The organism is Lentzea sp. NBC_00516, assembly GCF_036346835.1.
Lineage (GTDB): Bacteria > Actinomycetota > Actinomycetes > Mycobacteriales > Pseudonocardiaceae > Lentzea > Lentzea sokolovensis.
The window spans coordinates 5071843-5090012 of the sequence record NZ_CP107840.1 but is presented as its reverse complement, the minus strand read 5'-3'; the positions used below and the strand labels follow the sequence as shown (position 1 = coordinate 5090012).

Sequence of the window (18170 nt, the reverse complement as noted above, 5' to 3'; positions counted from 1 at the left end):
CTCACACATGGCCGACGAGTCCACTCAGTCCATCGTCATCGACGCTCCGCCTGAGAAGATCATGGCGATCATCGCGGACTTCCCGTCGTACCCGGACTGGGCGAACGGGATGAAGGAAGTCGAGGTCCTCGACTCCCGCGACGACGGCCGTGCCGAGCAGGTGCGGTTCGCGATCGACCAGGGTCCCGTGAAGGACGAGTACACCCTGAAGTACGACTGGGCCGCCGACGGTCTGTCGGTGAAGTGGCAGCTCGTCAAGGGCACCATGCAGAAGGCGCAGCAGGGCAGCTACGTGCTGGCGCCGTCCGGCACCGGCACCAAGGTCACCTACACGCTGTCGGTGCAGCTGGTGATCCCGATGATCGGGCTGTTCCGCCGCAAGGCCGAGAAGCTGATCCTCGACACCGCGCTCAAGGAACTGAAGAAGCGCGCGGAGAAGGCGGCTTGAGCCGGGTCCTGCTCTTCACCGGCAAGGGCGGGGTCGGCAAGACGACGCTGTCGGCCGCGACGGCCGCCTCGCTGGCCGCGCACGGCCGCAAGGCGCTCGTGGTCTCCACCGATCCCGCGCACTCGCTGGGGGACGCGCTCGACGTGCGTCTCGGTGCCGAACCGTCCGAAGTGGACGGCTCGGATGGCTTGTTCGCCTGCCAGATCGACCCTCGCGGTCTCGTCGACGAGGCCTGGGGTGATCTGCGCGGGCACCTGCGGACCGTGCTGGCCGGCGCCGGTGTCGACGAGCTCGACGCCGAGGAACTGACCGTGCTTCCCGGTGTCGAGGAACTCCTCGCGCTGGCGGAGGTGCGGCGGCTCGCGTCGTCCGGGCCGTGGGAGGTCGTGGTCGTCGACTGCGGGCCGACCGCGGAGACGTTGCGGCTGCTGTCGCTGCCCGAGGCGTTCGCCGGCTATCTCGAACGGCTCTTCCCGACGCACCGGCGAGTGGTGCGCGGGCTTCTCGCGGGCGTCGCCGGCACCGGGACCGTCGAGAAGTGGGACGCGACGGCCGATGCGCTGAGCCGGCTCGCCGAGCGGCTGGACGCGTTGCGTTCGATGCTCACGGACTCGTCGTCGTGCTCGGTGCGGCTGGTGCTGACGCCGGAACGCGTCGTCGCCGCCGAGACCCGCCGCACGCTGACCGCGCTGGCGTTGCAGGGAATCCGGGTCGACAGCGTGATCGCGAACCGGCTGGTGCCCTCGCCGGGTGCCGCGCGCGGTGCCGCCGCCTCGTGGCTGCGCACGCGTCGCCACGAGCAGGACGCGGTGCTGGCCGAACTGACCGGGATCGGTGAGATCCGCACGGTCGACCACCGCGCGTCGGAGCCCGTGGGCGTTTCGGCGCTGCTGGAGGTCGCCGAGCAGTTGTACGGCGACTCGGACCCGTTGCCGGGCGCCGCGGTGTCGGAGTCGTTGCTGGAGGTGTCGGGCAGCGGTCGCGGACTCGACGCCCGATATTCGTTGCGGATCGCTTTGCCGCTGGCCGACGACACGGAGCTGGACCTCGCGCGCGTGGGCGACGATCTGGCGCTGACCGTCGATGGCCGGCGTCGGCTCGTGGCGCTGCCGTCGTTGCTGAGGCGCTGCATCGTCACCGGTGCGGAGATGGACTCGGGTGGCGTGACGGTGGGGTTCCGCCCGGACCCTTCCCTCTGGCGCTGATCAGGAGCTTGTAGATGACTCAGGACAACACCGGCAAGCTCGCCGAGGAGCTGCGGCTGCTCATCGACACGGCCGCCGAGCGCATGCAGCCGTGGCTGCAGCGCGTCTCCGAGGCGGGCGACGGTACGCACACGCCCGAGACGTGCGGCTGGTGTCCGTTGTGCAACGGCGTGGCACTGCTGCGCGGCGACCGTTCCGAACTGGCCGCGAAGGCCGCCGAACACGCGGCGGGCCTGGTGGCGGTGCTGCGCGCGGCCCTGCGCGAGCCCGGTACCCCGCCTCCTTCGGCGGGTTCCGAGGAGTCCGCGCCCGAGCACGACTCCGGCGCGGGACAGCGCGTGCAGCACATCAAGGTCGTCAGGAAGACGGACTAGTGCTCACAGTCGGAGTGGACATCGGTGGCACCAGCGTGCGCGCTGGCGTCGTGGACCCGCGCGGCTCGGTGCTGGACACCTCCCGTGCGCCCACCCCGGCGGGCGAACGCGCTCTCGAAGACGCGATCGTCGCCGCCGTGGAGGAGGTGGCGGACCGCCACGCCGTGAACGCCGTCGGACTGGCCGTGGCGGGCTTCATCGCCTCAGACCGCCGCACGGTCCGTTTCGCACCCCACCTGGCGTGGCGGCAGGCCGACGTGGCCGACCGCATGAGCGACCGCCTGGGCATGCCGGTCGTCCTGGAACACGACGCGAACGCCGCCGCTCTCGCCGAACACCGCTTCGGCGCCGCCCGAGGTGCCAAGACCGCCGTCCTGGTCGCCATCGGCACCGGCATCGGCGCCGCGCTGCTGCTCAACGGCGAGGTCTTCCGCGGCGCGTACGGCGTCGCCCCCGAACTGGGCCACCTGCGCGTCGTCCCGGACGGCCGCCCCTGCCCATGCGGCAAGAACGGCTGCTGGGAGCGCTACTGCAGCGGCACGGCCCTGAGCGCCACGGCGGTGGAACTGCTCGCCAAACACCCCGGCGTCTCCACCGTTCTGGCCCGCGAGGCCGCCGGCGACTCCCGCGCGGTGACCGGCCGCCGCGTGGCGGGCGCGGCCCGCGACGGCGACCCGCTGGCCAAGCGCGCGATGGCCGACCTGGCCCGCTGGCTCGGCGAGGGCCTGGCGCTCGTCGCCGACGTCTACGACCCCGAGGTGATCGTCATCGGGGGAGGGGTGTCGACGTCGGCGCCGCTGTTCCTCGACGACGCCCGCGAGCGCTACTCCGCCGTGGTGACGGGAGCGGGTCACCGCCCGCTGGCGCGGATCCGCACGGCCCAGCTCGGCGACGACGCCGGCATCGTGGGCGCGGCGACCCTGGCCCGCGAGATGGCGGCCCAGATGGCCTCCCAGACGACCGCACCGGCGGCGAAGAACCACTCGCGCCGCTCCTGAGCTACTTCCCGAGGGGCTCCGAGGCGTCCTTCTGGCTGGGTTGACGCGTCCGAATGGGGTACCCGGCAGGCATGACGAAGCATCCCTACAAGCCGGGTGACGAGGTCGAGTGGTCGAGCCACGGCTCGACGACGCACGGCGAGGTGAAGGAAGAGATCACCGAGGAGAAGGACGCGGCGGGCCGCAAGGTGAAGGCCTCGGAGGACGAGCCCCAGTACCGCGTGGAGAGCGCGAAGAGCGGCAGGGACGCGGTGCACAAGCCGTCCGCACTGCGCCGGCGTTCGAAGTCCGGCTGACCCTCGCATCGGGCGGCATTGCAACAGCTCGTTTGCGGACGAAGTCAAAAGACCTGTTGCAAAGGTGCAGGCCAGCGAGACTGATATATCGATTTGGGGAATGTCGCGGCGGGCGTGTCGGGGTTGTTCACCCGCCGCGAACATCCAGCTCGAACGTCCGGCGGAAGAGGGCCGGACCCAGATCTAGCGGCCGAGCAGGCGCAGGATGCGCGGGCGGCGCTTGGCGCGCTCCGCGTCCTTCTTGCTCAGGGTCGCCATGGCGCGGGCCATCATCAGGTGCTGCATCTGGTCCATGGGCGACACGGTAAGCACGACCGAATCGTTATCTGAAGGTTTGAGTGGCTGTTATCACGTCGTTACCAAGCAAGACGTGACCTGTCACACCTGGGCGCCGTCGTCCCAGCCCGAGTCGGGCGGCGGGGTGTTGCGCATGCGCAGGATCAGCCAGCCGACACCCGCGCACAGCGCCACCAGCGACAGCGGGGTGCCGATGCGCGCCTGCAGTCCGAAGATGCCGGGCGCGACCAGCAGCAGGATGCCCAGCACGAACAGACCGAGGGCCGCGAGCGTGGAGGCGCGCAGCACCGGCAACGGCGGCGGCTCCGGCGGGACGTAGTGGTCCTCGTCGGCCGGATCACGGGCTTCGGGCTCGTCAACGGGCTCCGGAGCCTGTTCGTCGGCCACGACGGTGCGTGGTTCCGGTTCTTGCGGACTCGCCTCGTCGAGGTCGAGCCAGTTCTTGCCGACCCCGTCCCGTTCGAGACCCGCGACGATCTCGGCAAAGAGCTCGTCGACGTTCTCCGGTCCGTCGGTCGAGTCGCGCCGGGCGTTCATCCAGAGCCTCTCCCACGTGCCGCCACCCTCTGACCCCACATCGTTGCACGGGCGGGATGTGTTGCGGGTTACGGCAGTCGGCCCAGTCACGTCCCCGGTCGCGCTTCCCGGGCCGCGTTCTGGCACGGCCGTGACGCACTAACTTGGGACTCGTTGTGTGAGGTGCGGTCGGCTCCGTAGGCTGATTGTCGGGATCAAGGTTTCGCGGGGTCTTAAGGGAGGCGCTTCCCAAGGTGCTGTACTGGTTGATGAAGCACGTCCTCCTGGGACCGATTCTGCGGCTGTTCTTCCAGCCGAAGATCATCGAGGGCGCCGAGAACATCCCGAAGGACGGCGGCGCCATCCTGGCGAGCAACCACCTCGCCGTCTCCGACTCGTTCTTCCTGCCGTTGATGCTGTCGCGGCGCATGACCTTCCCGGCGAAGATCGAGTACTTCACCGGCAAGGGGATCAAGGGCAGGCTGCAGAAGTGGTTCTTCACCGGCGTCGGCCAGGTGCCGATCGACCGGTCCAGCGCGTCCGCCGCGCAGGGAGCGCTCGACACCGGCGTGCGGATCGTGCGCGAGGGCAAGCTGCTCGGCATCTACCCCGAGGGCACGCGTTCGCCGGACGCGCGCCTCTACAAGGGCAAGGTCGGCGTCGCGTGGATCGCGCTGGAGTCCGGTGCGCCGGTCATTCCCGTCGCGATGTTCGGCACGGACAAGGCGAACCCCATCGGTTCGAGGATGTGGAAGCCGTACCCGATCCGCATCAAGATCGGTAAGCCGCTGGACTTCTCCCGCTACGAGGGGCTGTCCGGCGACAGGTTCGTGCTTCGGTCGATCACCGACGAGATCATGTACGCGTTGATGGAGCTCTCCGGTCAGGAGTACGTCGACGTCTACGCGGCGAAGGCCAAGGAGCAGACCGCCGACGTGCCGGAACAGGGCAAGAAGGGCGACCGGGTGCCCGAGAAGAAGGCGAGCTGAGCGCACCCCTAGGGTGTCGCGGTGCGGTTTTTCTACGACTGTGAGTTCATCGAGGACGGGCTGACGATCGATCTCGTGTCGATCGGTGTGGTCGACGAGGAAGGCCGCGAGTTCTACGCCGTGTCCACCGAGTTCGATCCCGATCGCGCGGGACCGTGGGTGCGGCAGAACGTGCTCAACCAGCTGCCCTCGCCCGCGGACAAGGCGTGGCGCGGCCGCGAGCGCATCCGCGAGGACCTGCTCGACTTCCTCAACGCCCGCAACGCGGCGCGCGACGAGGTCGAGCTGTGGGCGTGGTTCGCCGCCTACGACCACGTTGCGCTGGCGCAGCTGTGGGGTGCGATGCCGGCGTTGCCGCGCGCGCTGCCCCGCTTCACGCGTGACCTGCGGCAACGCTGGGACGACGTCGGCCGCCCCAGGCTGCCCGCTCCTCCGGCGGACGCGCACGACGCCCTCGCCGACGCGCGGCACAACCTCGCGCGGTGGAAGGTGATCGAGGAGCAGCGGCGGAAAATCGGGTTTCCCGTCCGGTAAGTGAGACCCGCGTTGCTGCACCGATACAGCTCGTGACAGTCTGCGTGACACAGAACACGAGAGATGGGGAAGCAGATGCGCATCGGTGTGCTCACTGGCGGTGGTGACTGCCCCGGTCTGAACGCCGTGATCCGGGCCGTGGTCCGCAAGGGCATCAAGGCACACGGCTGGGAGATCGTCGGGTTCCGCAACGGGTGGCAGGGCCCGATCGAGAACCTCACCAAGGAGATCGGCCTCGCGGACGTCGAGGAGATCCTCACCCGCGGTGGCACCATCCTGGGCTCGTCGCGCACGAACCCCTACAAGGTCGAGGGCGGTGTCGACCGCATCCGCGAGACCATCGCGGCGAACAACATCGACGCCATCATCGCGATCGGCGGCGAGGACACCCTCGGTGTCGCGAAGCGCCTGACCGACGACGGCATCGGCGTCGTCGGTGTGCCGAAGACGATCGACAACGACCTCGGCGCCACGGACTACACGTTCGGCTTCGACACGGCCGTGCACATCGCGACCGAGGCCATCGACCGCCTGCGCACCACGGCCGAGTCGCACCACCGTGCGCTCGTCGTCGAGGTCATGGGCCGTCACGCCGGTTGGATCGCGCTGCACTCCGGTCTCGCCGGTGGCGCGAACGTCATCCTCGTGCCCGAGCGCCCGTTCAACGTCGACAAGGTCGTCGGATGGGTCGAGCGCCGCTTCGAGAGCGAGTTCGCGCCGATCATCGTCGTCGCCGAGGGCGCGATCCCCGAGGGTGGCGCCGAGGTGCTGCACTCCGGTGAGCGCGACGCCTTCGGTCACGTCCGCCTCGGTGGCGTCGGTCAGTGGCTCGCGGAGGAGATCGCGGACCGCACCGGCAAGGAGTCCCGCGCGGCCATCCTCGGCCACATCCAGCGCGGTGGCACGCCGACCGCCTACGACCGCGTCCTCGCGACCCGCTTCGGCTTGCACGCCGTCGACGCTGTCGCCGCTGGCGACTTCGGCACCATGGTCGCGCTGCGCGGCACTGACATCGTGCGCGTGAAGCTGTCGGAGGCGACGGCCGAGCTCAAGACGGTCCCGACCGAGCGTTACGAAGAGGCCGAGGTCTTCTTCGGTGCCTGATCTCTGGGCCTGACCTCTGGGCCTGACCTATGAGCAATATCCAATATATCGCTTATGCAAAAGACGTTTGCGGACGACCGCAAACGTCTTTTGCATAAGCGGGCGGTCCCGCTCGCTGGGACTCGTGCTGTGGCCGTGCGCTCGCTGACTGCGATGGTGAATTCATCATCCGTTGAGCAGTCAAGGGAGACCTGATGAGCGACGCGCGAGTCGTCCTGCCCGAGCCGGACGCCGACGAGACAGGGCCCTACACCCACCTGGGATTCGCCACCGCCAAGCCGGGCCGTGAGGACGAGGTCGAGGCGCTGATCCTCGGTCTCGTCGAGCCGTTGCGCGCGGAGCCGGGCTCGATCGAGTTCCACGTCCACCGCGACCGGGCCGACCGGTCGCGGTTCGTGATCTACGAGATGTTCCGGTCGAAGCAGGACCTGGAGAAGCACCTCGCCGAGCCCTACGTCCAGGAGTTCCGGCGCGCGATCCAGCCGCTCGTGGAAGGACCCCTGGTCCAGCAGTTCCTGCGCATGTCCAGCGACCTGCCGGCGGTGAGGTAGCCGTGGGACTGCTGATCTTCGCCGTCGTCACCCTGCTCTTCCTGCTCACCCGCAGGATGTGGGGCAGGCTCACAGGCAACCCGCTGCCGCAGGTCACCGCGCGTCCCGGCAGCGGTTTCCTGGCCGCTCTCGGCAAGTCGAGGACGCGGCCGAAACCGACGGTCGCCCCACCGAAGACCGTCCTCAAGGCACGACCGGCCCGCCACGACTGCGACGTGCTCGTCGTCGGCGCCGGTCCGAGCGGTCTGATGACCGCGGCACTGCTGGTCCGCCAGGGCGTCAGGGTGTGCGTGGTCGACGCCAACGCAGGTCCCGCCACGGAGTCGAGGGCGTTCGCCGTCCAGGCCCGCACCATCGAGTTGTTCCGCGGTATCGGACTCGCTGACGAGCTGCTCGAACGCGGCGTGGTCACGACCGGCATCCGCTTCCACATCAGGGGCAGGCAGGCCGGCGGCCTCGACTTCGATCGCGCGAAGGCGGCGACCACGCCGTACCAGTTCATCCTGATGGCGCCGCAGTCCGAAGTGGAGGAAGTGCTGCTCAAGGACCTCGCGCGCCACGGCGTCACCGTCAGGCGTGGCATGAAGCTCACCGAACTGAACCAGACCGAAGACGCCGTCACCGCGGTCGTCGGAGAGCGGACCATCACCGCCCAGTACGTAGTCGGCGCGGACGGCGCCCACAGCGCGGTCCGCCAGCAGCTCGGGCTCAGTTTTGAAGGCGACAAGTACGGCCAGCGTTATCTCCTGGCCGACTGCAAGGTCGAGTGGCCGCTGGACCACGCGCACTTCCGGGTGTTCATGAACCGCGACCGCATCGGCCTGTTCCTACCGCTGAAGGGCGCCGAGACGTCACGCGTGATGGTGACCGACTTCGGCGACCCCGGAGCGGACTTCGACCTGGGGATCCTGCAGGACGAGCTGCGCAGGGCGATGAACCTGCCCGTCACCCTCAGCGCCCCGATCTGGACCAGCCGCTACCAGGTCCACCTGCGCGGCGTCGACGACTACCGCCGCGGCAGAGGGTTCCTCGTCGGCGACGCCGCCCACATCCACTCCCCGGCAGGTGGCCAGGGCATGAACACCGGCCTGCACGACGCCGCCAACCTCGCCTGGAAGCTCGCGGCGGCGATCAACGACGACGTGGACCTGCTCGACACGTACTCCGCCGAGCGTCATCCGGCCGGCGTGCGGCTGCTGAAGTTCACCGACCGCCTCTACCGGGTCGCGGCGGGCCTGCGCGGCTGGCAGGCGTGGCTGCGCGACACGGCGGGGCCGTTCCTGATCGGACGGATGTCGGCGGCGCCGATCCCGCACCGCAAGTCGTTCCACCGCCTCTCGCAACTGAGCCTCGGCTACCGGCCCAGCGAGATCAACGTCAACGAGCTGCTCTACTCGCTCAAGGGGCCACTGGCGGGTCAGCGCGTTCCCGACGCCAGGATCAACGACCGCGAGCAGGTGTTCGACCTTCTGCAGGGCTATCAGCTGCACGTGATCGCGTTGTCCCGCAAGCACCTCACCGCGACCGAGATCACCGAGCACATGACAGCCCTGAACGAGCTCGCAGTCACGAGCCACCTCGTCGCCCGTGTCGAAGCCAGGCCGGACGGCCGGGTGCACCGCGCCGACTCGGCCCAGGTGTTCGAGCACTACGGCCTCACCGAACCGGACTCGCGGGCCCTCTACGTCATCCGCCCGGACGGCCACGTCGCGTGGCGCTGCGACGAACTCGACTTCGAGGCCTGCCAACGTTTCCTCGCCACGGTGCATAGCCCGGCCACACGGCAAATCCAAGCCGCATGACGAGAAGAGGGGCCCGGCGAACCGGGCCCCTCTTCTCACGCCATCGCCGGCGATATGTCCATGTGCACGCGATAGTCGACGATCTCGTCTCCGGACATCCAGATCACCGTCACGCAAGGCAACGCGAGCTGTTCGCCGTCCGGCGCCTCGGTCTCGATGGTGAACCGGCAGAACAGCTGGTCCCCGACCTCCGCGACCTGATCGACCACGTGCCGCACCCACGGCAACGCACCGGCGGCACCCGCGGTCGCCGCCACGACCGCGGCACGCCCGATCAGCGGTTCGTTGTTGCCGAACGTGTAGGTGGCGTCGGCAGCGAACCAAGCACCGAACGCTTCAGCGTCACCGGAATCGACAGCGGCACACATCTGCCGCACCATCTCGATCCTCATGGCTTCTTCTGCAGCGAAAGCCCGTGCCGCACCATGATCTCCGCGACCAGCTTCATGTCCCGCGGCCCCGGCGGCAGCTCCGACAACGCCTGGTAGTAGTTCTCCAGCCCCGGCGGCGACACGACGGCCACGACGCGCGTCTCCTCGTCGAACGGGTTGTGGAACATGTGCGGCACCCCGCGCGGCATCAGCAGCGAATCCCCCGGCCCCAGCACGTGTTCCTCGCCGTCCAGCTCGACGACGACCCGTCCCTGCACGCACGTGAACAGCTCGTCCTCGCGGCTGTGGATGTGCGTGGGCGGCCCGCCGAGGTTCGGCGGCACGACGTACTCGAACAGGGAGTAGGCGCCCTTGGTGTCCGCGCCGGTCAGCCGCGTGTAGATGCCCAGGCCGATCGCGCCGACGTTCGTGCCCTCACCGCTGCGGTAGACGTGATGCTTCACGGGGGTTTCCATGATCTCCAACCTCGTTTCGACTGATCCGGGCGAGCAACTGGGGCGTGACCTTGCGGTACGCCGACGGCGCGACCGGGTTGAGCCAGTGCGACGCGCGGGTCGTCCGGCCGATCTGCAGGCCGAGGTCCGCGAGCACCTCGTCGGCGTTCTTCAGCGAGAACGGGATGATCTTCGTGCCGCGGCAGTGGTGCGTGTTCGTCGCCTCGTCCATGAACGCGAGCTGCGCGGCCACGTCCGCCCGGCGCGCGGCGGCGTCCGGCAGCGAGAGCGCTCCCGCGAGGTCGGCCGCGATCCACAACGCCGCCATCTCCGCGTTGAGCGGGCTGAAGAACGACGAGTTGTAGCCGTTGAAGTACAGGCCCGGCACGCCGATCGGCTGGATCTGCCGGTACAGCGCGAAGTTGCCGCGCTCGTCGAACAGCCGCTCCTGCACGGAGCCCGGCAGGAACGGCACGCCCTGCGTGAACCCGGTGGCGCAGACGATCAGGTCCGCGGGCAGCACCGTGCCGTCCGAGAGCTCCGCGCCACCGGCCTTGAGCCGCGCGATCGTCCTGTCGCGGTGCACGCGGATCTCGCCCGACTCCACGCCCTCGAAGAACCCCTCGGTGGCAAGGCCGATCGCGCCCTTGACGATGTCCTCCATCTGCCCGGACGGCACCAGGTCGTGCCGCGCGAGCCCGAACTGCCTGACAGACACCGATCCGAGCGAGTTGAGCATCGAGCGTCGCATCCCGTTCGCGGGGCCGTGCAGGAACTTCTCGAACCCGCGCAGCGACCGGTAGCGGAACAGCGCCTCGCCCATGCGGGTCAGCAGCAGCATCTTGAAGTTGACGACGCCGCCGATCTTGCGCGGGACCTTCCACAGCAGCTGCCGCGCGATGATGTCGGTGCTCGCGGCGACACCGCTGATCGGCACCGTCACGTCGCACGCCGACTTGCCGTACCCGACGACGAGCGCGTGCTTGTCCCGCGCCTCCTCGACGTCGAGGAACTCGGTGCCCGTGAGCACTCGCCCGCCGGCAGCCTCGAACTCCTCACGGCCTGAGAACGCCGGCACGGACGGCTCGCAGAACACGCCGTTGGCCACGATCACGCTGTCGTAGCGATACGTCGTGCCGGTGTGCGTGGTCAGGTCCCACGCGTCGCCAACGGGCACGACGGACGTCACCGTCGTCTCCAGACGCAGGCAGGCATCGACGCCGAAGTGCCAGGTGTAGGCCTCCAGGTACGCCTGCACCTGCTCGCCGGTCGGCCACTCCGGCAGTTCCTTCGGCATCGGGAAGTCGGAGAACGAGTACTGGGCCTTCGGGCTCTGCGTGGTGAGGCCGGGGTAGCGCCTGGTGCGGCTCCACACGCCGCCGACGTCCGGTGTCCGGTCGAACACCTCGACCTCGTGCCCTGCCTGCAGCAGCACCTTGGCAGTGGTGAGGCCGGCGACTCCGGCACCGATGATCGCTACTCGCATCCTGGTCCTCCTGAGTGAGGATGTGACGGACCACACTGTGGAGCGCTGCCCTGGCCACGGCCAACCAGAAGTCCCGGCTAGTGGGACTCCCAGCGCCGGGTCGAGTAGGCGCGGGTCGCCGCCGCGGCCGCCATCCGCACGGCCGGGCCGATCCGGTCCGGGCGCACCGCCGCGCTCGGGCCGGTCACCGACAACGCCGCGGCGACGTCGCCACCCGCGCTGAAGATCGGGGCCGCGATGCAGCTGATGCCGACGTTGCCCTCCTCGCGGTCGTAGGCCCAGCCCTGGTCCGGGATCGCGGCCAGCTCACGACGCAACGCCGTCGGGCTCGTGATCGTGCGAGGGGTGCGGCGATTCAGCCCGGCGGCGATCACCGCGTCCACAGTGGACGCGGAGGAGAAGGCGAGGATCGCGCGGCCCAGACCCGAGCAGTGCGCCGGAATCATGCCGCCGACCTGGTCGAGCATCGGCATCGGCCGGTGCCCGGTGATCTTCTCGACGACCAGGACCTGAGTGCCGTCGAGGACGCCGAGCTGGACCGTGACGCGGGCGGCGGCGTAGAGGTCCTGCAGGAACGGCAGCACGGCCTCGCGCAGCTCGTGCCGCACGGGCACGAGGCTGGAGAGCTTGAACAGGCCGGTGCTGATCCGGTAGCGGTCGCCCGGTTTGTCGAGCCAGCCCAGCTCGATCATGCGGCCCGCCGTGCGGTGCACGGTCGAGCGCGGAAGCCCGGATCTGCGCACGAGTTCGGCCAGGCCCAGCTCGCGGTGGGAGAAGTCGAAGGCGTCCAGGATCGCCGCCGCGCGTTCGAGTGAACCGCTCGGCTCGGTTGACTGCGAGTCCCGGTCACTGGGACTCATCCTTGGTCGACCATTCGCACACGGCGACTGTAGGAGCTCATGGACGCAAACACCACGCGGGTCGCGCTCGTCGGGGGCGGCGCCGGCGGAATCGGTGCGGCGACGGCCGCGGCGCTCGTCGAGAGCGGGCACCGCGTCGTGCTGGCCGGACGCACCGAATCCACGCTGAAGGAGACGGCCGGGCCGCTCGGCGCCGACTACCTCGTCTGCGACCTCGCCGATCCCGGTGAGGCCACCGCCGTCGTCGGCACCGTCGCCGGCCGGTTCGGCTCGCTCGACGTGCTGGTGGTGAACGCGGGCGGGCCGTCACCGGGCGGGATCTTCGAAGTGCCGGACGCGCAGTGGCACCGCGACCTCGACCTGTTGCTGCTCGGCCCGCTGGCGTTGCTGCGCGAGGCGTTGCCGCTGATGGCGCGGCGCGGTTTCGGCCGAGCCGTGGTGATCACGTCGACGGCGGTGCGGCAGCCGCAGCCCGGCCTTGCGTCGTCCACGGTGCTGCGTGCGGCCGTGACGTCGGCGATGAAGCTCGCGTCGCGGCAGTTCGCGGCGGACGGCGTCACGGTCAACTGCGTCGCTCCCGGTGCGACGCTGACTCCGCGCAGGCTGGAGGTGTTGCGGCGCAGGGCCGAGGCGGCGGGCGTGGATCTCGACACCGCCGCCGCGCACGACCTCGCGGACATTCCAGCCCTGCGCGCGGCGGACCCGAGCGAGATCGCCGCCGCCGTGGCGTTTCTGGCTTCGCCACAAGCCTCGTACGTCAACGGCACCGTGCTGACCGTCGACGGCGGCCGCACCGAAACCGCAGTCTGAAAGGGACGATCGCGTTGGCCACCTCAGGACCCGACTTCGCCATGACCGACTTCCTCGGGGCGCTCACGCACGCGGTGCGCCCGGACGGAGGGCGTCCGCTGGTCGTGCACGACGACGAGCTGGAGACGATTCCCGCCGGTGCGGTGCCGAACCCGACCACGCTGCGGATCGCGGGCAAGCTGCCGACGTCGACGTTCGAGCTGTTCCGCCAGGTGATCCCGGCGGGCGAGAGCTCGGACATGCAGCGGCACTACCACGAGACCGTGCACTTCGTGATCTCCGGCGACGGCCACAGCGAGATCCAGCTCGCGGAACCGGAGAAGTTCGAGACGGTGACGTGGACTTCCGGCTCGTTCGTCTACACGCCGCCGTGGACCTGGCATCGCCACTACAACGACTCCACCGAGCACCCCGTCGAGTTCCTCACCATCGAGAACTCCCGGCTGCTCGCACTGTTCGGGCTCGCCCGCAGGCAGAGCGCCGGCCTCGCGACGTTCGACGAGGCCCGCGCCCGTTTCGACACGACATCTGGGGAGGACCAGTGATTCCCGAGCACGTCAGCATCTGGGGCGAACTGTCGCATGTGGACCACACCGTGCGGCACGTCGACGTCCCGGTGCGCGGCCACACCGTGCGGACCAGGATCCTGCAGGCAGGCTCCGGCCCGGAACTCGTGCTGCTGCACGGCACCGGCGGCCACCTGGAGGCCTACTCGCGCGACATCGCCGGACTGGCGGAGGACTTCCACGTCACCGCCTACGACATGGTCGGCCACGGCTGGTCCGATCTGCCGGACCTGCCGTACACGATCGACGTGCTGTCCGAGCACCTCGTGGGGCTGCTGGACGCGCTGGGCGTCGAGAAGGCGCACCTGTCCGGCGAGTCCTTGGGCGGCTGGGTGGTCGCGTGGGTCGCCGCGCACTTCCCGGACCGCGTCGACCGGCTCGTGCTGAACACGCCGGGCAACATCGCGAACAAGCCCGAGGTCATGCAACGCATGCGGGACAGCACGATGGCCGCTGTGCTCGACCCCAGCGAGGAGACCGTGCGCAGGCGGGTGGAGTTCCTGTTCCACCACAAGGAGATGGTCACCGACGAATTGGTGAACCTGCGCCGTCAGGTGTATTCGCGGCCGGGCTTCGTGCAGGCGATCACCAACACGCTCGTGTTGCAGGACCCCTTGGTGCGCAAGGACTTCGCGTGGGACCCGGCATGGGTGGGGAAGGTCGCGGCGCCGACGTTGCTGCTGTGGACCAGCCACGACCCGACAGGCGGGCTGGACGAGGCCGACATGCTGCTGGGGTGGCTGCCGGACGCGCGGTTGCACGTCATCGACGACGCCGGGCACTGGCCGCAGTGGGAGAAGGTCTCCGAGTTCCTCGACGCGCACCGCACCTGGTTGCTGCACGGAAAGGACCCGTCCTGATGGCCGAGATCATCGGATTCGCGGGGATGTCGCACAGCCCGTTCGCGACGCTGCTGCCGCCGGACGGTTCCGACGGGCCGGGGTCGGTGTTCCTGCGTGACGCCGACCGGGTGCGGCTCGCGGTGGAGAAACTGGAGCCGGACGCGATCGTCGTGATCGGGCCGGACCACTTCCACGCCAACTTCTACGACGTGATGCCCCCGTTCGTGCTCGGCGTCGAGGAAGCGGTGGGGTTCGGCGACTTCGGCAGCGGCTCGGGGCCGTTACCGGTGGCCCAGACGCTGGCCTGGTCGGCGCACAGCGGGCTGGCGGACGCGGGGTTCGACGTGTCGCTGTCGTACTCGCTGACCGTCGACCACGGCATCGTGCAGAGCTACGAGATGATCACCGGCGGCACGACGCTTCCGTTGGTGCCGTTGGTGGTCAACACGGCCGCGCCACCGCTGCCGTCGCTGGACCGGTGCATGGAGCTGGGACGTGCCTTGGGGGCCGCGCTGCGGTCGTCGGTGTTTCCCGGACGAGTGCTGGTGGTCGCTTCTGGCGGGTTGTCGCACTGGTTGCCGTCCAACGACCCGCGCGATCCGTCCGTGGTGGGGGAGCGGCGCGAGTCGTTGATCCGGGGGCGGGCGTACGCGAAGGAGTTCGCCGCGGCCCGTGAACCGCGGGTGAAGGCCATGGGCGGCAACCCCGACGCTCGCGTGAACGCGGTGTGGGACGGGTGGTTCCTCGACCGGCTGTCGGCGGGGTCGGCCGGTGAGGTCGCCTCCCTCGGGCACGAGGCGCTGGAGGACCACGCCGGCAGCGGCGGGCACGAGATCCGCTGCTGGCTCATCGGGCAGGTCGCCGTCGGCCTGCCGCTGGTGTGGACGAGCTACGAGCCCGTGCCGGAGTGGATCACCGGCATGGGCATCGGAACCACCTTCCCTGTCGTTTGACGGCTACCGCGTGAGATCCAGGGCGATGTCGGTGAGCATGTCCTCCTGACCGCCCACCAGGCGCCGGCGTCCGGCTTCCAGCAGGAGGGCCCGGACGTCGGCGCCGGTGCGCTGGGCGGCGGTGTCCGCATGGCGCAGGAACGAGCCGTACACGCCCGCATAGCCGAGGGTGAGGCTCTCGCGGTCGACGCGCACCGGGCGGTCCATGAGAGGCCGGACCAGGTCGTCGGCGGCGTCCTGGAGAGCGAACAGGTCGGCGTTGTGCTGCCATTGCTGGAGGTTCGCGACGGCGACGAACGGTTCGATGGGGCAGTTCCCCGCTCCGGCACCGAGTCCGGCCAGGGACGCGTCGACCCGTGTTGCGCCTTCCTCGACGGCGGTGATCGAGTTCGCGACCGCCAGTGAGAGGTTTTCGTGTGCGTGAATGCCGATCTCGGTGCCGGCGTCGAGGACGTCCTTGTAGGCGCGGATCCGGTCGCGGACGTCGTGGGGGAGCAGCCGGCCGCCGGAATCCGTTACGTAGACGCAGTTCGCGCCGTAGGACTCCATCAGCTTCGCCTGGCGCGCGAGTTCTTGCGGTTCGGCGAGGTGGCTCATCATCAGGAACCCGGACACGTCCATGCCGAGGTCGCGCGCGCCGGCGATGTGCTGCGCCGAGATGTCGGCCTCGGTGCAGTGCGTGGCGATGCGAACCGACTGCACGCCAAGGCTGTGGGCGCGTTTGAGGTCGTGGAGCGTGCCGATGCCGGGGAGCAGCAACGTCGTGAGCGTGGCCTGGGTCAGCGCTTTCGCGGCCGCCTCGATCCACTCCCAGTCGGTGTGGCTGCCGGGGCCGTAGACGAGCGATCCGCCGCTGAGTCCGTCGCCGTGCGAGACCTCGACGGCGTCGACTCCGGCCTGGTCCAGCGCCCTGGCGATCTCGGCGACCTTCTGGGGATCGATGCGGTGCCGCAGGGCGTGCATGCCGTCCCTGAGTGTCACGTCCTGGAGGTAGATCTTCATGCGCGCACCACCGCCTTCGCCATGGTCTCCGCGACTCGCAGTGCCGCGCTGGTCATGATGTCCAAGTTGCCCGCGTAGGCAGGCAGGTGGTCGGCCGCGCCCTCGACCTCCAGCAGCACGGTGACCTGGTGCGTCACCGGTTCCTCGGTGAGCGTGTGCGGCTGGTCGACCGGGTCGATCTGCACGGGCTGCTTGAGGCGGTAGCCGGGGACGTACGCGGCCACCTGGGTGATCATGTGCTCGACAGACGCGCGGATCCGTTGCTGTGTCTGGGGATCCGGAGCGTTGACGAGCGCGAGAACGGTGTCGCGCATGGTGATCGGCGGGTCGGCCGGGTTGAGCACGATGACGGCCTTGCCTCTTCGCGCGCCGCCCACGTCCGCGATGGCCTGCGCGGTCGTCTCGGTGAACTCGTCGATGTTCGCTCTCGTACCAGGGCCCGCGCTTCGTGACGAGATCGAGGCGACGATCTCCGCGTACGGCACCGGGGTGACCGTGTTGATCGCGGCGACGATCGGGATCGTGGCCTGACCGCCGCAGGTGACCATGTTGACGTTCGGCGCGCTCAGGTGTTCGTCGAGGTTGACCGTCGGCACCACCATCGGCCCGATCGCGGCCGGGGTGAGGTCGATGACTCGCTTGCCGTGCGAGGCAAGGATTTCGGCGTGTTTCGCGTGGGCGCCCGCGGAGGTGGCGTCGAACACGATCTCGATGTCCTCGAACCCCGGCATGCTCAGGAGGCCTTGAACACCGTCCGAAGTGGTCGGAACGCCGAGCTCGGCGGCCTTGGCGAGACCGTCCGACGCGGGGTCGATGCCGACCAGCGCCGCCACCTCCAGGGTGGTGGACCGCTTGAGCACCTTGATGACGAGGTCGGTGCCGATGTTGCCCGACCCGATGATCGCGACCTTCGTGCGCATCACGCCTCCTGCTTCGCGAAGGTGGCCCGCACGGTGCCGAGCCCGGTGATCGTCGCCTCGACCTGGTCGCCGGCCTGGACTCCCACCATCGGGCCGAGCGCGCCGCTGAGCACGACGTCGCCCGCCTTCAACGGAGCGCCGAGGTCCGCGGCGGTCGTGGCGAGCCAGGCCAGCGCGGTCAGCGGGTCGCCCAGGCACGCGGCACCGATCCCCGCCGAGCGTTCCTCGCCGTTGACGCTGAGCACCATCGACACGGTCTTCGGCACGATCTCGCCCAGAGCCGCCTGCTCGGTGCCGAGGACGAACAGCCCCGACGAGGCGTTGTCGGCGACCGTGTCGGCGAAGGTGATGTCCCAGCCGCTGATCCGGCTGTCCACGATCTCCAGCGAGGCCTTGACGTGGTCGACGGCGTTGGCGACGGTCTGCTCGTCGAACGGCCCTGCGGTGAGGTCCGCTTTCAGCACGAACGCCAGCTCCGCCTCGACCTTCGGCTGCAGCAGCCCGGAGACCGGCAGTTCGTCGCCGTCCTTGTACGCCATGTCGTCGAGCAGCACCCCGAAGTCCGGCTGGTCCACGCCGAGCTGCTGCTGGACCGCCGGAGAGGTCAGGCCGATCTTGCGGCCGACGACTGTGGCTCCGTCCGCGATCCGTGCGGCGATGTTGTGCTGCTGCACCGCGTAGGCGTCGGCCTCGCCGATGAGGTCCCGCACGGGCGCACATGGAACCTTCTCGCGCGCCGCCGTGGCCAGGCGCTCCGCTGCCATGAGGACTTCGTTCATGCCGCCCATCGT

22 protein-coding genes are annotated in these 18170 nt (G+C 69.5%); 14 read left to right on the top strand and 8 right to left on the bottom strand.

Going from position 1 to position 18170, the window contains the following annotated elements:
* The first annotated feature begins 7 nt into the window (after positions 1-7).
* From OG205_RS22200 to OG205_RS22180, 5 genes are all read left to right on the top strand, one after another.
* Entirely contained in the window at positions 8-448 is a 441-nt protein-coding gene (locus OG205_RS22200; protein ID WP_093599897.1) for an SRPBCC family protein, read from the top strand.
* A complete protein-coding gene (locus tag OG205_RS22195; RefSeq protein WP_330270039.1) occupies positions 445-1653 on the top strand; it encodes an ArsA family ATPase in 1209 nt (402 codons plus the stop codon). Before OG205_RS22200 ends, OG205_RS22195 begins: the two co-directional genes overlap by 4 nt.
* Before the next feature lie 14 nt (positions 1654-1667).
* Positions 1668-2027 carry a hypothetical protein gene (locus tag OG205_RS22190; RefSeq protein ID WP_330270038.1) on the top strand — a complete coding sequence of 120 codons (360 nt, stop codon included), beginning with the start codon at positions 1668-1670 and terminating at the stop codon, positions 2025-2027.
* Positions 2027-3025: an ROK family glucokinase gene (locus tag OG205_RS22185; protein WP_330270037.1), complete on the top strand. Its 999-nt coding sequence runs from the start codon at positions 2027-2029 to the stop codon at positions 3023-3025. Before OG205_RS22190 ends, OG205_RS22185 begins: the two co-directional genes overlap by 1 nt.
* A 71-nt stretch (positions 3026-3096) precedes the next feature.
* A complete protein-coding gene (locus OG205_RS22180; protein ID WP_330270036.1) occupies positions 3097-3321 on the top strand; it encodes a DUF2945 domain-containing protein in 225 nt (74 codons plus the stop codon).
* Positions 3322-3699: 378 nt separating this feature from the next.
* On the opposite strand, the gene OG205_RS22175 is transcribed toward OG205_RS22180, so the two are convergent.
* Positions 3700-4155 carry a hypothetical protein gene (locus OG205_RS22175; protein WP_330270035.1) on the bottom strand — a complete coding sequence of 152 codons (456 nt, stop codon included), beginning with the start codon at positions 4153-4155 and terminating at the stop codon, positions 3700-3702.
* Positions 4156-4388: 233 nt separating this feature from the next.
* Between OG205_RS22175 and OG205_RS22170 the strand changes: the two genes are divergently transcribed.
* The 5 genes from OG205_RS22170 (at position 4389) to OG205_RS22150 (ending at position 9114) form a co-directional block, all read left to right on the top strand.
* The gene (locus OG205_RS22170; protein WP_330270034.1) at positions 4389-5123 is read left to right on the top strand and encodes a lysophospholipid acyltransferase family protein; all 735 of its coding nucleotides are present in this window, start codon (positions 4389-4391) and stop codon (positions 5121-5123) included.
* Positions 5124-5144: 21 nt separating this feature from the next.
* Positions 5145-5657: a polyadenylate-specific 3'-exoribonuclease AS gene (locus OG205_RS22165; RefSeq protein ID WP_319978373.1), complete on the top strand. Its 513-nt coding sequence runs from the start codon at positions 5145-5147 to the stop codon at positions 5655-5657.
* A gap of 75 nt (positions 5658-5732) precedes the next feature.
* Complete coding sequence (locus tag OG205_RS22160; protein WP_330278203.1) at positions 5733-6761, top strand: 6-phosphofructokinase; 1029 nt, start codon at positions 5733-5735, stop codon at positions 6759-6761.
* 194 nt (positions 6762-6955) lie between these two features.
* A complete protein-coding gene (locus OG205_RS22155; RefSeq protein WP_330270033.1) occupies positions 6956-7312 on the top strand; it encodes a putative quinol monooxygenase in 357 nt (118 codons plus the stop codon).
* Between the two features lie 2 nt (positions 7313-7314).
* Positions 7315-9114, top strand: a complete 1800-nt coding sequence (locus OG205_RS22150) for an FAD-dependent monooxygenase (RefSeq protein ID WP_330270032.1) — start codon at positions 7315-7317, stop codon at positions 9112-9114.
* 35 nt (positions 9115-9149) lie between these two features.
* Here OG205_RS22150 and OG205_RS22145 read toward each other — a convergent pair whose 3' ends face one another.
* The 4 genes from OG205_RS22145 to OG205_RS22130 all read right to left on the bottom strand — a co-directional run bounded on the left by OG205_RS22145 (position 9150) and on the right by OG205_RS22130 (position 12286).
* The gene (locus tag OG205_RS22145; RefSeq protein ID WP_330270031.1) at positions 9150-9506 is read right to left on the bottom strand and encodes a nuclear transport factor 2 family protein; all 357 of its coding nucleotides are present in this window, start codon (positions 9504-9506) and stop codon (positions 9150-9152) included.
* Complete coding sequence (locus OG205_RS22140; RefSeq protein ID WP_093599867.1) at positions 9503-9961, bottom strand: cupin domain-containing protein; 459 nt, start codon at positions 9959-9961, stop codon at positions 9503-9505. The genes OG205_RS22145 and OG205_RS22140 overlap by 4 nt, the downstream gene beginning before the upstream one ends.
* Complete coding sequence (locus tag OG205_RS22135; protein ID WP_330270030.1) at positions 9921-11426, bottom strand: flavin-containing monooxygenase; 1506 nt, start codon at positions 11424-11426, stop codon at positions 9921-9923. The genes OG205_RS22140 and OG205_RS22135 overlap by 41 nt, the downstream gene beginning before the upstream one ends.
* A 77-nt stretch (positions 11427-11503) precedes the next feature.
* Complete coding sequence (locus tag OG205_RS22130; protein WP_330270029.1) at positions 11504-12286, bottom strand: IclR family transcriptional regulator; 783 nt, start codon at positions 12284-12286, stop codon at positions 11504-11506.
* A gap of 39 nt (positions 12287-12325) precedes the next feature.
* Between OG205_RS22130 and OG205_RS22125 the strand changes: the two genes are divergently transcribed.
* From OG205_RS22125 to OG205_RS22110, 4 genes are read left to right on the top strand one after another with little or no spacing between them, the layout of a single operon-like run.
* Positions 12326-13096, top strand: a complete 771-nt coding sequence (locus tag OG205_RS22125; protein WP_330270028.1) for an SDR family oxidoreductase — start codon at positions 12326-12328, stop codon at positions 13094-13096.
* Positions 13097-13110: 14 nt separating this feature from the next.
* Positions 13111-13641 carry a cupin domain-containing protein gene (locus tag OG205_RS22120; protein ID WP_330270027.1) on the top strand — a complete coding sequence of 177 codons (531 nt, stop codon included), beginning with the start codon at positions 13111-13113 and terminating at the stop codon, positions 13639-13641.
* Positions 13638-14522, top strand: coding sequence for an alpha/beta fold hydrolase (locus OG205_RS22115; RefSeq protein WP_330270026.1), 885 nt, complete (start codon positions 13638-13640; stop codon positions 14520-14522). The genes OG205_RS22120 and OG205_RS22115 overlap by 4 nt, the downstream gene beginning before the upstream one ends.
* Positions 14522-15457, top strand: a complete 936-nt coding sequence (locus OG205_RS22110) for a 2,3-dihydroxyphenylpropionate 1,2-dioxygenase (protein WP_330270025.1) — start codon at positions 14522-14524, stop codon at positions 15455-15457. Before OG205_RS22115 ends, OG205_RS22110 begins: the two co-directional genes overlap by 1 nt.
* Positions 15458-15460: 3 nt before the next feature.
* Here the strand turns inward: OG205_RS22110 and dmpG are convergent, their stop codons facing one another.
* From dmpG to OG205_RS22095, 3 genes are read right to left on the bottom strand one after another with little or no spacing between them, the layout of a single operon-like run.
* Complete coding sequence (gene dmpG, locus OG205_RS22105; RefSeq protein ID WP_330270024.1) at positions 15461-16459, bottom strand: 4-hydroxy-2-oxovalerate aldolase; 999 nt, start codon at positions 16457-16459, stop codon at positions 15461-15463.
* Positions 16456-17379, bottom strand: a complete 924-nt coding sequence (locus tag OG205_RS22100; RefSeq protein ID WP_330270023.1) for an acetaldehyde dehydrogenase (acetylating) — start codon at positions 17377-17379, stop codon at positions 16456-16458. Before OG205_RS22100 ends, dmpG begins: the two co-directional genes overlap by 4 nt.
* Positions 17379-18158: a 2-keto-4-pentenoate hydratase gene (locus OG205_RS22095; protein WP_330270022.1), complete on the bottom strand. Its 780-nt coding sequence runs from the start codon at positions 18156-18158 to the stop codon at positions 17379-17381. The genes OG205_RS22100 and OG205_RS22095 overlap by 1 nt, the downstream gene beginning before the upstream one ends.
* Positions 18159-18170 lie beyond the last annotated feature (12 nt).